The following is a 13796-nucleotide window of genomic DNA, read 5'->3' on the forward strand; positions in this document are numbered from 1 at the left end:
TCAGCGGTCGCCGGTGTACCGGGGGTCGATCTCCTCCGGGGTGCGCGCCAGCAGGTGGGCGACCTGCTCCACGAGCACGTCGCGGACGAGGTCCTCGAGGTCCTCCGCGTCGAACGCGCGGGCCTCGACCGGCCGTCGGTAGACGACGATGCGCGCGGGCTGTCCCGACTCCGCGGGGAAGCACCGGCCGAGCGGCACGCCGCCGTCCTCCCAGGGGGCCGGGTCGGAGGGCGGGACGTCCTCGACCGCGAACTCCGTCCCGCGCAGCTGCTTGGCCCACGAGTGCTCGACCCGCTCGACGACGTCGACGACGACGTCGTCGAACTTCTCCGCCCGCGTGCGGCTCGCCGGCGCGGTGGGCGGCAGGAGCGGCCCCCGGATCCCTCGACCACGGCGGTCCCGCCGTCGCGGCACCGGGCCCTGGCCGCCCGGTCCGGGTGCACGGGGCGGGATGACGAGCTCGTCGAACGAGACGGGGGGCGGGGCGGGGGCCGCCCGGCGCGACCAGCGGTCGCGGGCCCGGCGCCCCTTGCCGGCGGGCTCGGGCCGCGAGCCGGGGGACGGAGTGTTGCCACGCACACCACGACTCTAGCCCGCCGGCGCCCGGCGCAGCGCGCCCACCTGCGGCGGCGCGGGCGCCCGGACGGCGTGTGGCGGCCCCACGACACGCCCGGAAGGCGTAAGGTCAGCGCGTGAGATCCGTCAGGCAGTGCTCGCGCACGGCGTGCGTCCGTGCCGCCGTCGCGACCCTCACCTACGTGTACGCCGACTCCACGGCGGTCCTGGGCCCGCTCGCGCACCTCGCCGAGCCGCACAGCTACGACCTCTGCGCCGAGCACGCGGAGCGGCTCACCGCACCGCGCGGCTGGGAGGTCGTGCGGCTGTCGCCGCAGTTCGTCGAGACCGGCCCGAGCGACGACGACCTGTCGGCGCTCGCGGACGCGGTGCGCGAGGCGGGCAAGGTCAGGACCGAGCCCGAGCCGCCGGACGTCACCGAGGTCGGACGACGCGGCCACCTGCGCGTCCTGCGCGCCGAGGGCGACTGACCGCGACGCACCCCCCGCCTCGGTAGGGTGGGCGGCGTGACGACCGACCTCTCCCACCTCATCAAGGCGTACGACGTCCGCGGCACCGTCCCGGACCAGCTCAACCCTCAGGTGGCGAAGGCCATCGGCGCCGCGTTCGCGCGGGCGGTCGTGCTCCCCGAGGCGCCGACCCCCGCAGGCGACGCGCCCGCCCGGGCGAGCGTCGTCGTCGGGCACGACATGCGGGACTCCGGCCCGGAGCTCGTGGACGCGTTCGCGTCCGGGCTCACCGAGGCGGGGGTCGACGTCGTCCGGATCGGGCTCTGCTCCACGGACGGGCTGTACCACGCGTCAGGTGCTCTCGGCGTCCCCGGCGCCATGTTCACCGCGAGCCACAACCCCGCGGTCTACAACGGGATCAAGCTGTGCCGCGCGGGCGCGCGCCCGGTGGGCCAGGACTCGGGGCTCGCGGAGGTCCGCCGGCTCGCGGAGGGGTACCTCGACGACGGCCTCCCCGCCGCCGCGGACGAGCCGGCGACGGTCACCGACCGCGACACGCTCGCGGACTACGCGGAGTTCCTGCGCTCGCTCGTCGACCTGTCCGGGATCCGGCCGCTCAAGGTCGTGGTCGACGCCGGGAACGGGATGGGTGGCTACACCGTGCCGGCCGTCCTGGGCACCGGCGCGGGCCTGCCCGCGCTGCCGCTCGACGTCGTGCCGCTGTACTTCGAGCTCGACGGCACGTTCCCGAACCACGAGGCGAACCCGCTCGACCCGAAGAACCTGCTCGACCTGCAGGCCGCCGTCGTCGAGCACGACGCCGACCTCGGGCTCGCGTTCGACGGCGACGCCGACCGCTGCTTCGTCGTCGACGAGCACGGCGACCCGGTGTCGCCGTCCGCGATCACGGCGCTCGTCGGGCTGCGCGAGGTCGCGAAGGAGGTCGAGGCGGGGCGCACACCGACCGTGATCCACAACCTCATCACGTCGCGCGCCGTCCCCGACTTCCTCGGGGCCGCGGGCGCCCGGACGGTGCGCACGCGCGTGGGCCACTCGTTCATCAAGGCGCAGATGGCCCAGAACGACGCCGTGTTCGGCGGCGAGCACAGCGCGCACTACTACTTCCGCGACTTCTTCTTCGCCGACACGGGGATGCTCGCGGCGATGCACGTGCTCGCGGCGCTCGGGTCGCAGCCGCACCCGCTGTCGGCGCTGGGGGAGATGTACGAGCCGTACGTCGCCTCGGGCGAGATCAACTCGACCGTGGCCGACGTGCCCGCGGCCCGGGCGCGCGTCGTCGAGGCGTACGTGACGCAGCAGGGCGGCGGCCCGGTCGACGTCGACGAGCTCGACGGGCTGACCGTCTCGCACTGGGACTCCCACCCGCAGTGGTGGTTCAACCTCCGCGCCTCGAACACCGAGCCGCTGCTGCGGCTCAACGTCGAGGCCGCCGACGAGGACATCATGGAGAAGGTGCGCGACGACGTCCTGTCGCTCGTGCGCACGCACGACGACGAGGAGCGAGCATGAGCCTGCAGATCGACCCCTGGGTGCGCGAGGCCCTGCGGTGCCCCGTCACCGGCGCACGCCTGGTGGACGGCACCGGCCCGACGGGGGAGCCCGAGCTGCACTCCACCGACACGGACCGGCCGCTCGCGTACCCGGTGCGCGACGGCATCCCGGTGCTGCTGGAGGACGACGCGCGCCCGCTGTGACCGTGCTCGTCGGTCACGACGACGCGCCGAAGGCCGGCTCCCCCGCGGGGAGCCGGCCTTCGGCGTCGAGCCGGGGGCGTCAGACGCCCGCGGACTCCTTGAGGTCGTCGACGAACGTCGGGTTCGCCTCGAGCCAGGCCTGGACGGCCTCGGCCTCGTCGGCGTACTCGTCGGAGTTGAACATCATGTTCTCGAGCGAGAAGAGCTGCTCGTCGGTGAGCGAGAACGCGCCGAACAGCTTGGTCAGCGTCGGGTAGCGCTCCTCGAAGTCGGACGAGCCCCACATGTGGATCTTCTCGGCCTCGCCGAGCGCGCCCTCGGGGTCCTCGAGGTCGCGGACGGGGAACTCGTCGTAGGCCCAGTGCGGGCGCCACAGCGTGACGGCGATGTTCTCGCCGGCGTCGGTCGCGCCCTTGAGCTCGGCGAGCATCGCGGGGGTCGAGGAGATGGAGTAGTCCATGCCCTCGAGCCCGTAGGTCGGGATGACCTCTTCCTGCGTGATCTTGGTGAGACCGGCGCCGGCCTCGATGCCCACGAGCTTGTTGCCGTACTCGTCGGCCATGCCGGCGAGGTCCTCGAGCGACTGCGCGGGCGAGTCCTCGTTCACCGCGATGGTGAGCTTGGCGTCGTCGTACCAGTAGCCGAGGTCGGTGACCTCGTCGCCGTACTCCTCCTCGTAGGAGGCGTGCGTGTAGGGGAGCCACACGTCGAGCGTGACGTCGAAGTCGCCGCCGGCCAGGCCGGTGTAGATCACGCCGACGTCGGCGGTCTGGGAGGAGACGTCGTAGCCCTCCTCCTCGAGGATCGCCGTCCAGAGGTGGGAGACGGCGATGCCCTCGTCCCAGCCGGAGGGGATCCCGATGGAGACCGAGGTCTCGTCCTCGCCGGTGGACGACGCCCCGTCGTCGGCGCCCGACCCGGAGTCGGAGGCGCAGGCGGTGAGCGCGAGGCCGAGGACGGCGGTCGCTGCGACGGCGGCGGAGCGGCGGACGGTGCGGGTGCGTGCGGGGGTCATGCTGTCCTTCCCTGGGTCCGGGCGGACCCGGTCGGTGTGCCCGACGCCGGGGGTGCGGCGGGCGGGTTCCCGGCGCTGCGGCCGGGTTCGGTTCGTGCGCGCGACAGACGCGCCCCTCAGACGCGCGCCGCGGCGAGCGCGCGCGAGACGGGGGCGCGGTTGCCGAGGGCCGAGGTCACGCGGTCGAGGAACATCGCGAGGATGACGACGGCGAGACCGGCCTCGAAGCCGAGCGCGACGTTGACGCGCTGGAGCGCGGCGACGACGTCGTTGCCGAGGCCGCCGGCGCCGACCATGCCCGCGATGACGACCATGGAGAGCGACAGCATGATGACCTGGTTGACGCCGGCCATGATGGTCGGGAGCGCGAGCGGGAGCTGGATCTGGCGCAGGATGCGCCCCGGGGTCGCGCCGAACGCCTGGCCTGCCTCGACGACCTCCTTGTCCACCTGCCGGATGCCGAGCTCGGTGAACCGGACGCCGGGCGCCATGGCGAAGATGATCGTCGCGATGATGCCCGGGACGGGTCCCGTGAGGAAGATGACGACGGTCGGGATGAGGTAGACGAACGCCGGCATGGTCTGCATGAAGTCGAGGACCGGCCGCACCACCGCGGAGACGCGGTCGTCGCGCGCGGCCCAGATGCCGACCGGGATCGCGACGACGAGGGCCAGGACGGCGGACAGCAGGACGAGCGCGAGGGTGTCCATCGCGTTGTCCCACTGGTCGACGCCGGCGATGACGACGAACCCGACGAGCGAGCCGAGCGCGAGCTTCCAGCCCTTGGCGAGGAGCGCGAGGGCGGCGAGCGCGAGCGCGACGACCCAGAACGGCGGGCTCGACAGGATCGTGTCCAGGCCGTCGTAGATGCCGACGAGGACGTCCTTGACGAAGCGGAAGAGCGGCCGGAACGTCGTGGTCATCCAGTCGACGAACGTGTCGACCCACTCGCCGAGCGGGATGCGGGGGACGAGGGTGTCGTTCACGCGGCACCTCCCTCGGTCGTCGCAGTGGCGTCCACGGCGGCGTCCTCGACGGTCTCGTCCTGCACCGCCGGCGCGCCGAGGTCGATCTCGCCCGTGCGGGGCTGCTCGGTCGGGACCATGGCCTCGAGCAGGGTGACGCGCGGGACGACGCCGACGAGGCGGCCCTCGGTGTCGGTCACGGGCACGGGCAGCGACGACTCGGCCGCGGGCGCGAAGATCTCCGCGAGGGGGGTGTCCGGGGAGACCGGGGCGACGCCGTCGTGCACGAGGTCCCCGATGCTTTCCTTGCCCGCCTTGAGGGCGGCCACGGCGTCGTCGTCGCGCACGATGCCGTGCAGCACGCGCTGGCGGTCGACGACGTACGCGGCCGAGACCTGCGCCTCGCGCATCGCGCGGCTGGCCTGGCGCGGCCCGCCGCTGACGGGCACGACGACCGCGGGGCGCACCATGACGGACGACGCGGTGAGGACGCGCGTGCGGTCGACGTCGGCGACGAACTGGGCGACGTAGTCGTTCGCGGGGTCGGACAGGATCTGCTCGGCGGTGCCGATCTGGACGATCCGGCCGTCGCGCATGACGGCGATCCGGTCGCCGAGGTGCATGGCCTCGTTGAGGTCGTGCGTGATGAAGACGATCGTCTTGCCGAGGCGCTGCTGCAGGTCGAGGAGCTGCTCCTGCATCTCGCGCCGGATGAGCGGGTCGAGGGCGCTGAACGCCTCGTCCATGAGGAGGACGTCGGTGTCGGCGGCGAGCGCGCGGGCGAGGCCGACGCGCTGGCGCATGCCGCCCGAGAGCTGCGACGGGAGCGAGTCCTCCCAGCCGCCGAGCCCGACGAGGTCGAGCGCGGTGCGGGCCTTCTCGCGGCGCTCGGCCTTGCCGACGCCCTGGATCTCGAGCGGGTACGCCGCGTTGTCGAGCACCGTGCGGTGCGGCAGGAGCGCGAAGTGCTGGAACACCATGCTCACGCTGCTGCGGCGCAGGGCGCGCAGCTGCTTCGCGTCGGTGCTCGCGAGGTCGGTCCCGCCGACGACCACGTGCCCGGCCGTCGGCTTCCACAGGCCGTTGAGCATGCGGATGAGCGTGGACTTGCCGGAGCCGGAGAGGCCCATGACGACGAAGATCTCGCCGCGCCGGACGTCAAAGCTCGCGTCGATGACCGCGGCCGTGCCGAGCGCCTTGACGTCGTCACGGGCGGCGCCCTGCTCGAGCCGGCGGATCGCCTCGACCGGCCGACGGCCGAAGACCTTGTAGACGTCGCGGACCGAGACGGCGACGTCGGCGGGGGCCGGGGTCGACGGTGCGGGGGAGTCGACCGTCGCGTCGGTGCTGTCTGGCGGGGTGATGCTGGGAGCGGTCATGCGGGCGGGTCTCGCCACCTTCCGTGCGGGGACCGGCACGCCCCGCGCGAGGACGGCGCCAGAGGGGTCCGGCGGCGGCGTCTCGGGAGCGTGGCACGCGGCCGGTGAACGCGTCGCGGTCGGGCGCCCGGGGGGCGACCTCCGCGCTCTGCGCGCAGCGGGCCACATGCTGGTCCGACGTCAATCGGTACTCCAGCACCCTGCCTGATTCGAGGTTCAACTTCTACCTAGGGCCCGTGGATCAGGGACTGTTCCAGGACGTTTCTTGACCGATCATCGTTGCAATGACGCGGATGACGAGCGATCTCGGATCGTTATCCCTTTGTGACCTTGAGATGGTCAAGCATTCGTGTTACGCGCGCGCCCGGGCGCGCGCGCCGGACGAACGGTGTAGCCCGGGCCGGGTGCCCCGCTCGCCGGGGCCGGGCGGCGCCGTCGTCGGTAGGCTGGACCCGGGCGGGACCGTGGTCCCGCCCGGCGCGGACGGGAGCCCCCAGCGCAGCCACCGGCCGGCCACCGGCCAGCCACCCGCAGGGCCGGCACCACCGGCCCGACCGGCACCGAGTACGCACAGGAGAACCATGTCCACCACAGCGCCAGCCCCGACGACCGGAACCCCGGGAGCCGCTCCCGGCTTCGACGAGGTCCCCGGCCGCTACAAGGTCCGCGACCTGTCCCTCGCCGAGGCGGGCCGTCACCAGCTCCGCCTCGCGGAGCACGAGATGCCCGGCCTCATGGCGCTGCGCGCCGAGTACGGCGCGTCGCAGCCGCTCGCCGGCGCGCGGATCGCCGGCTCGCTCCACATGACGGTGCAGACCGCGGTCCTCATCGAGACGCTCGTCGCGCTCGGGGCGCAGGTGCGCTGGGCGAGCTGCAACATCTTCTCCACGCAGGACGAGGCCGCGGCCGCCGTCGTGGTGGGGCCGCACGGGACGCCCGAGGACCCGCAGGGCGTGCCCGTCTTCGCGTGGAAGGGCGAGAGCCTCGAGGAGTACTGGGACTGCACCGAGCAGATCCTCGTGTGGCCCGGGGACGAGTCGCCGAACCTCGTCCTCGACGACGGCGGCGACGCCACGATGCTCGTCCACCTCGGCCTGCAGTACGAGCGCGCGGGCGTCGTCCCGCCCGACACGCTGCCCGGCGAGCCCGACCACACGCACGAGATGAACGTCGTGCGCGCCGTGCTGCGCCGCGCGCTCGAGGCCGACCCCCTGCGCTGGACGACGATCGCCCAGGCGATCCAGGGCGTCACCGAGGAGACGACGACGGGCGTGCACCGCCTCTACCAGCTCGCCGAGGCGGGCGAGCTGCTCTTCCCGGCGATCAACGTCAACGACTCGGTCACCAAGTCGAAGTTCGACAACAAGTACGGCATCCGCCACTCGCTGCCCGACGGCATCAACCGCGCGACCGACGTCCTCATGGGCGGCAAGGTCGCGTTCGTCGCCGGGTACGGGGACGTCGGCAAGGGTGCGGCCGAGGCGTTCCGCGGCCAGGGCGCGCGCGTCATCGTGTCCGAGGTCGACCCGATCTGCGCGCTCCAGGCCGCGATGGACGGCTACCAGGTCGCCCGCATCGAGGACGTGCTCGGCGAGGCCGACTTCTTCATCACGACCACGGGCAACAAGGACGTCATCCGCGCCGAGCACCTCGTCGCGATGAAGGACAAGGCCGTCGTCGGCAACATCGGCCACTTCGACAACGAGATCGACATGGCCGGCCTCGCCGAGGTGCCCGGGGTGTCCCGCACCGAGATCAAGGCCCAGGTCCACGAGTGGACGTTCGCAGAGGCCGGCCCGGGCGGGCAGCCCGCCGGCCGCTCGATCGTCGTGCTGTCCGAGGGGCGCCTGCTCAACCTCGGCAACGCGACCGGTCACCCGTCCTTCGTCATGAGCAACTCGTTCTCCAACCAGGTGATCGGCCAGATCGAGCTCTACCAGGACGCGACCGGCGCCGCGCACGAGGGGCGCGAGCGGTCGTACGCGCGCCAGGTCTACCGCCTGCCCAAGGTGCTCGACGAGAAGGTCGCCCGCCTGCACCTCGACGCGCTCGGCGTGCGGCTCACCGAGCTCTCGCCGTCCCAGGCGGACTACCTCGGCGTCCCGGTCGAGGGCCCGTACAAGCCCGAGCACTACCGCTACTGAGCGCCGACAGCCCGCTCGCGCCACGAGGAGGCCGCATGGACCAGTCGCCCGACGAGCGTGGCTCCGTCGCGCCCCCGCCCCCTGCGGGCGGGGGCGCGACGGGACAGATCGGTCCGCAGGCCGACGGCGAGCCCACGGGCCCGCCCCCGGGCGTCCGTCCGCTGTGGCACCGGGTCGGCGACCGGTGGGAGCGCGAGCCCCCGCACGACCTGCTCTACGGTGCGATCGTCGCGGGCTTCGTCATGGCGGTGTCCAGCGTGCACGCGCCGACGGGAGACCGAGTGGTCGTCGCGACGGCCCTCGTCGCGGTCGGGTACTGGCTCGCGCACTGCTACGTCGACGCGGTCAGCGGGCGGTTCCGCGACAGCGGGCACTCGCTGTGGGACCGCACCCTCGCGGCTCTGCGCCTCAACGTGGGGGTGCTGCTCGGTGCGGTCCCCGGGATCGTGGTCTACCTGATCGCGTACGCGCTCGGGCTCGACGTGGAGGACGCCGCGCTCGTCGCGGTGTGGTTCACGGTGCTCCTCCTCGGCGTCGTCGGCTTCCTCGCCGCGTACCGGGCGGGTGCCCGGGGCGCACGGCTCGTGGGGGAGACGCTGCTCGCCGCGGCTTTCGCGGGCGTGGTCATCGGCGTCAAGTACCTCCTGCACTGACCCGCGCGCCGTGGTGACCGTGCCGGCGACCGCCCGACGGGTCGCCGGCACGGGACGACACGGGGGATGTCCCCACCCCGGCGCGGCGGACGCCACCCTGTCGTCGTGACCGCGGCTCGCCGAGACTGGCACCATGACTGCCGTGACCCCTGACCAGCCGAGCGTCGTGCCGACGGGCGACCCGCCGTCGGGCACCCCGACCCCGGGTGCGGCCCACGGCCCCCTGGCCCCGACCGTCCCCGCGACGGGGGGTGCGCCCACGGGCGTCGCGGCGGCGGACGCGACGACGTTCGCCGGCACGCAGCCCGACCCCCGGTACGTCGACCACCACGAGCGCGTGTCGTTCGCGCGCGCCCCGTTCCACCGGCAGACGTGGCACGCGTACGGGTACCTGTGGCTCGTGCTGCTGCTCGCGCCGTTCGCCTTCGCGTACGCGGTGTTCACGGTCTCGTTCCTCGTGGCGATGCTCGTCCCGGTCCTGGGGCTCGTCCTCGCGGGCTGGGTCGTGCTCGGTGGGCGCGGCTGGGGCTCGATGTACCGGTCCCTGGCACGCTCGGCGCTCGGCATCGACGTCGCCGCCCCCGCGCCGTACGTCCGGCGGCGCGGGTTCTGGAGCACCCTGTGGGGCGGGATCGGCGACGGGACCGGCTGGCGGGCCGTGCTCTTCCTCTTCGTCACGTTCCCCCTCGCGATCGTGTCCTTCGTGGTGAGCACCGTCTTCCTCGCCGTCGGGCTCGGCGGCATGACGCACTGGATCTGGTCGCGCTGGCTCCCCCTGCAGCAGGCGAGCGACGGGTCGTGGCACCGCGGCGCGTCGTTCGGCGTCGACTGGTACGTGGACACCCCGGTGCGCCAGCTCGGCCTCGTCCTGGTGGGGCTGCTCTTCCTCTGGCTCTGGGCGCAGGTCACGCGGGGCTTCGCCCAGCTCTTCCGCGCGCTCACCGTGGCGCTGCTCGGCCCGACCCTGTCGAGCCTGCGCGTCGCCGACCTGGAGGAGTCGCGCGGCCGCACCGTCGAGGACGCCGACGCGAAGCTGCGGCGCATCGAGCGCGACCTGCACGACGGCACGCAGGCCCGCCTGGTCGCCGTCGCGATGCAGCTCGGGGAGGCCAAGGAGCAGCTCGCGGCGGGCGGCGACGCGGGGGAGGCGCTCGAGCTCGTGGACCTCGCGCACTCGTCGACCAAGGAGGCGCTCGTCGAGCTCCGGGAGCTCGCGCGCGGCATCCACCCGCCCGCGCTCGACAACGGGCTCGCCGTCGCGCTCGAGACGCTCGCCGCCCGCTCGCCGCTCCCGGTGACGGTCGACGTCGACCCGGCCGTCGAGGCGTCGGGCAGGCTCGCGCCGGCCGTGGAGTCGATCGCCTACTTCTGCGTCGCCGAGCTCGTCACGAACGCGGTCAAGCACGCGCGCGCCACGGGCGCGTACGTGCTCGTCGAGCGCCAGGGGAGCGGGCGCGGCGCGCGGCTGCGCCTGCGGGTGCGCGACGACGGCCAGGGCGGCGCGCGCGTCGTCCAGCCCGGGTCCGACGGCCAGCGGTCCGGCCTCGCGGGACTCGCGGAGCGCGTGCGCTCCGTGGACGGCACGTTCGACCTCACCAGCCCGGTCGGCGGCCCGACGGTCGTTACCGTCCTCCTGCCCGTGCGGGTCTGACGTGCGCACGGACCACCGTGTCCTGCCCGGGCGGGCCGGCGCCGTCGGGCACGATGTCCCCGGGGCATCCCGCCCGCCGGGGCCGTCGCACGGCCCGCCCGACCGGAAGGACACCATGCGGCTCGTCATCGCCGAGGACTCCGCCATCCTGCGCGACGGGCTCGTCGCGCTCGTCACCCGCCGCGGCCACGAGGTCGTGGCCGCGGTCGCGGACGGCGACGAGCTCGTCGCGCAGGTGGCCCGGCTCGCGGCCGAGGACGCGCTGCCCGACGTCGCCGTCGTCGACATCCGGATGCCCCCGACGTTCACCGACGAGGGCCTGCGCGCCGCCCTCGCGCTGCGCGCCGCGCACCCCGACCTCGGGGTGCTGCTGTTCTCCCAGTACGTCGAGACGCGGTTCGCGAGCGAGCTGCTCACGGGCGGCGCGCGCGGCGTCGGGTACCTGCTCAAGGACCGTGTCGCGGACGTCGGCGAGTTCGTCGACGCGCTCACGCGCATCGCGGCCGGGCAGACCGTGCTCGACCCGGAGGTCGTGAGCCAGCTCATGGGCGCGTCACGCTCCGACGACGGGCTGGCACGCCTCACGCCGCGCGAGACCGAGGTCCTGGAGCTCATGGCGCAGGGCCGCTCGAACTCCGCCATCGCGGAGGCGCTGTTCCTCTCCTACGGCGCGGTCGAGAAGAACGTCACGTCGATCTTCGGCAAGCTCGGCCTGCCCCAGGATGCGGGCGACCACCGGCGCGTGCTCGCCGTGCTGCGCTACCTCAAGGTGTAGCCGACCGTCCGTCCACCTGCCAGCACGTGCTCGCGCCCGAGCGCGACGTGCTGCTGACAGGTCGTCGGGGCCGGCCGGGGGACAACCCCCGTGCGCGGCGGTGGTCCGCCGCGGCGAGGTCGGGGGACCGTCCCGTACCGGGACGAACGGGATGTTTCGAGACTGGTGAGCACCGGGGACCCTCCCGGGCACGCCGACCTTGGAGCATCCCGTGGCCGTCCTGTCGCCGCCGCCGTCCCCGACCCGCGCGCCGTCCCGCGCCCGCCCCGCGCCCGCCCGACCGGCACCCCCGGGCGGGCCGCGCGCCCACCGGTACCGACCGCCGTCGGGCACCGCCCGGACGCCCGGCACCGCCCCGCTCCCCGGAGGGGACGGTCCGCGCCGGCCTCGCCGCGACGTGTTCGTCGACGCCGTGCGGGCCCTCGCGACGCTCAGCGTCCTCACGGTGCACTGGCTCATGGCGGACGCGACGTGGGACGGCGAGCACCTGCGCATCGGCAACGCCCTCGCGCACGGCGCGGGCTGGACCGTCACCTGGCTGCTGCAGGTCCTCGCGCTCCTGTTCTTCGCCGCCGGAGCCTCGGCCGCGTACGGGCTGCGGCGCGGGCCCGACGGCGGTCGCGCCCCCGGGCTCGCGGGCGCCGCGCGGGTGGTGGCCCGCCCGAGCGTCCTGGCCGACCTCGCCGCCGGCGCGCGGCTCGCCGGGCGGCGCGTGCCCCGGCTCCTGCGGCCCGTCGGGGTGTTCGTCGGGGCGTGGGTCGTCGCGATCGGGGCGCTGCTCGCCGCGGGGCTGCCCGGGGACGCCGTGCGCTCGCTCGCGACGCTCGCGCCGCAGCTCCTGTGGTTCCTCGCGGTGTACCTCGGCCTCGTCGTGCTCACGCCGCTCCTGCGCCGCGCGCTGCACGCCGCGGGCTGGTGGACCGTCGCCGCGCTCGTCGCCGCACCGCTCGCCGTCGAGGCGCTCCGATTCGGCGCCGGTGCGGAGCGCCTCGCGCTCGTCGACGTCGTGCTCGTGTGGGCCGTGCCGTACGCGATCGGGCTCCTGTACGCCGACGCGCGCGCCGGGACGCAGGTCGTGCGCCGGGGCCGCGTGGTGCCGGTCGCCGTCCTCCCGCGACCGCTCGTGCTCGTCGGGGCCGGGCTCGCGGCGGCGGCGCTCGCGGCCCTGCTCGTCGCCGTCGGGCCGTACCCGGTGTCGCTCATCGGCATGCCGGGCGACGCGATGTCGAACCTCGGCCCGCCCACGGCGCCCGTCGTCCTGCACGCGGTCGCGCTCGTCGCCCTCGCGCTCGCCGCCCGCGGACCGCTCGTGCGCTGGGCGGACGGGCGCGGCCGGACGGTCGTCGCGGGCCTCGCCCGACGGTCGATGACGGTCTACCTGTGGCACCTCACGGCGATGATCGTCGTCGTCGGGACGGTGCTCGTGGTGCTCGGTCAGCAGCTCCCGGCCCCGGGCAGCGCCGACTGGTGGGCGAGCCGCCCGGTCTGGTTCGGCGCGTTCGCGCTCGTGCTCCTGGGCATCTCCCGCCTGGTGGGCCGCTTCGAGGACGCCCGCCCCGCGCGACCTGTCAGCAGCAGCACGCGCTCGAGCGCGACGAACCGCTGACAGGAGCGGGAGGACAGGTGTCGTGGCGTCAGCGCGTGGGGTCGGGGATCGAGTAGGGGAGCCGGTGCAGCAGCTCGGCCTGCTCGCCGGCGAGCGCCTGCGCGCGCTGCGCCGTCGCCCAGTCGCGGTCCCGCCGCTCCGCGAGCACGGCCAGCAGGAACGTCTCCGGGTGCGTGCCGGGCGGCGGGCCCGGCGCGACGTACCGCTCGACCTGTCCCGCGAGCTCCTGCCCCAGCCGGGCCCGCGACGCCGGGTGGAGCTTGTGCGCACGCGCGAGGAACTGCCGCGCGGCGAGCGCGAGGCCGTCGGGCAGGCGGCGCATGTCGGCGTGGGACGCCCACGCGGCGAGGTACGGGGGCATGACGAGCGGCGCGAGCGTCGGCCGCCCGCCCCGCACCCGGATCGCGTACGTCCCCGCCGCCATGTCGCCGAGGCGCTTGCCCTTGTCGTTCGTCAGCGACGCGACGAGCGCGACCGAGCCGAGCGTCAGCCAGATCTCGCCGATGCCGACCAGGGCGCGCAGGAAGGCGTGCCGGAAGCGGACCGGGCCACCGTCGTCGCGCACGACCCGGATGCCCAGCGCGAGCTTGCCGAGCGAGCGCCCGCGCGACAGCGTCTCCACGGTCGTCGGGACGACGACCATGACGAGGACGGCGAGCGCGATCGCGATGGCCGGGGCGAAGTCCGGGTCGACCAGCTCGAGCGAGCCCGACGTCGCGAAGAGCAGCGCGAACAGCCCCACGCACAACGTCAGCATGTCGAGGAAGAGCGCGAGGCCGCGCGTGGCGAACGACGCCGGTCGTGCGTCGAGGACCACGCCCTCGCCGATCAGGATGCCGTCCCGCACGCTGCTCCTCACCCTCGTCCG

At 74.4% G+C, this 13796-nt stretch carries 13 protein-coding genes; 8 read left to right on the forward strand and 5 right to left on the reverse strand.

Features of this window, described 5'->3' with window-relative positions; genetic code table 11:
- A complete protein-coding gene (locus tag ACZ402_RS04450) occupies nucleotides 1–579 on the reverse strand; it encodes a metallopeptidase family protein (RefSeq protein WP_375824218.1) in 579 nt (192 codons plus the stop codon).
- Between the two features lie 113 nt (nucleotides 580–692).
- Between ACZ402_RS04450 and ACZ402_RS04455 the strand changes: the two genes are divergently transcribed.
- Genes ACZ402_RS04455 through ACZ402_RS04465 form a run of 3 tightly spaced genes read left to right on the forward strand, consistent with a single transcriptional unit; the run spans nucleotide 693 to nucleotide 2740 of the window.
- Nucleotides 693–1046, forward strand: coding sequence for a DUF3499 domain-containing protein (locus ACZ402_RS04455; RefSeq protein ID WP_047232115.1), 354 nt, complete (start codon nucleotides 693–695; stop codon nucleotides 1044–1046).
- Between the two features lie 36 nt (nucleotides 1047–1082).
- Complete coding sequence (locus ACZ402_RS04460; RefSeq protein WP_375824219.1) at nucleotides 1083–2555, forward strand: phosphomannomutase/phosphoglucomutase; 1473 nt, start codon at nucleotides 1083–1085, stop codon at nucleotides 2553–2555.
- Nucleotides 2552–2740, forward strand: a complete 189-nt coding sequence (locus ACZ402_RS04465; protein WP_375824220.1) for a Trm112 family protein — start codon at nucleotides 2552–2554, stop codon at nucleotides 2738–2740. The genes ACZ402_RS04460 and ACZ402_RS04465 overlap by 4 nt, the downstream gene beginning before the upstream one ends.
- Nucleotides 2741–2819: 79 nt before the next feature.
- Here ACZ402_RS04465 and ACZ402_RS04470 read toward each other — a convergent pair whose 3' ends face one another.
- From ACZ402_RS04470 to ACZ402_RS04480, 3 genes are all read right to left on the reverse strand, one after another.
- Entirely contained in the window at nucleotides 2820–3755 is a 936-nt protein-coding gene (locus ACZ402_RS04470) for a glycine betaine ABC transporter substrate-binding protein (protein WP_375824221.1), read from the reverse strand.
- A gap of 116 nt (nucleotides 3756–3871) precedes the next feature.
- Complete coding sequence (locus ACZ402_RS04475; RefSeq protein ID WP_375824222.1) at nucleotides 3872–4741, reverse strand: ABC transporter permease; 870 nt, start codon at nucleotides 4739–4741, stop codon at nucleotides 3872–3874.
- Nucleotides 4738–6099 carry a quaternary amine ABC transporter ATP-binding protein gene (locus tag ACZ402_RS04480; protein ID WP_375824223.1) on the reverse strand — a complete coding sequence of 454 codons (1362 nt, stop codon included), beginning with the start codon at nucleotides 6097–6099 and terminating at the stop codon, nucleotides 4738–4740. The genes ACZ402_RS04475 and ACZ402_RS04480 overlap by 4 nt, the downstream gene beginning before the upstream one ends.
- Nucleotides 6100–6680: 581 nt before the next feature.
- Here ACZ402_RS04480 and ahcY point away from each other — a divergent pair.
- The 5 genes from ahcY (at nucleotide 6681) to ACZ402_RS04505 (ending at nucleotide 12928) form a co-directional block, all read left to right on the forward strand.
- Nucleotides 6681–8243 carry an adenosylhomocysteinase gene (gene ahcY, locus ACZ402_RS04485; RefSeq protein WP_375824224.1) on the forward strand — a complete coding sequence of 521 codons (1563 nt, stop codon included), beginning with the start codon at nucleotides 6681–6683 and terminating at the stop codon, nucleotides 8241–8243.
- Between the two features lie 35 nt (nucleotides 8244–8278).
- The gene (locus tag ACZ402_RS04490; RefSeq protein WP_465272282.1) at nucleotides 8279–8896 is read left to right on the forward strand and encodes a hypothetical protein; all 618 of its coding nucleotides are present in this window, start codon (nucleotides 8279–8281) and stop codon (nucleotides 8894–8896) included.
- A gap of 133 nt (nucleotides 8897–9029) precedes the next feature.
- The gene (locus tag ACZ402_RS04495) at nucleotides 9030–10547 is read left to right on the forward strand and encodes a sensor histidine kinase (RefSeq protein ID WP_375824226.1); all 1518 of its coding nucleotides are present in this window, start codon (nucleotides 9030–9032) and stop codon (nucleotides 10545–10547) included.
- 115 nt (nucleotides 10548–10662) lie between these two features.
- A complete protein-coding gene (locus ACZ402_RS04500) occupies nucleotides 10663–11322 on the forward strand; it encodes a response regulator transcription factor (RefSeq protein WP_375824227.1) in 660 nt (219 codons plus the stop codon).
- Between the two features lie 211 nt (nucleotides 11323–11533).
- Nucleotides 11534–12928, forward strand: coding sequence for an acyltransferase family protein (locus ACZ402_RS04505; RefSeq protein ID WP_375824229.1), 1395 nt, complete (start codon nucleotides 11534–11536; stop codon nucleotides 12926–12928).
- Nucleotides 12929–12956: 28 nt separating this feature from the next.
- On the opposite strand, the gene ACZ402_RS04510 is transcribed toward ACZ402_RS04505, so the two are convergent.
- Nucleotides 12957–13775, reverse strand: a complete 819-nt coding sequence (locus ACZ402_RS04510; protein ID WP_375824230.1) for an RDD family protein — start codon at nucleotides 13773–13775, stop codon at nucleotides 12957–12959.
- Between the last annotated feature and the right edge of the window lie 21 nt (nucleotides 13776–13796).

This window comes from Cellulosimicrobium sp. NPDC030954 (genome assembly GCF_055571305.1).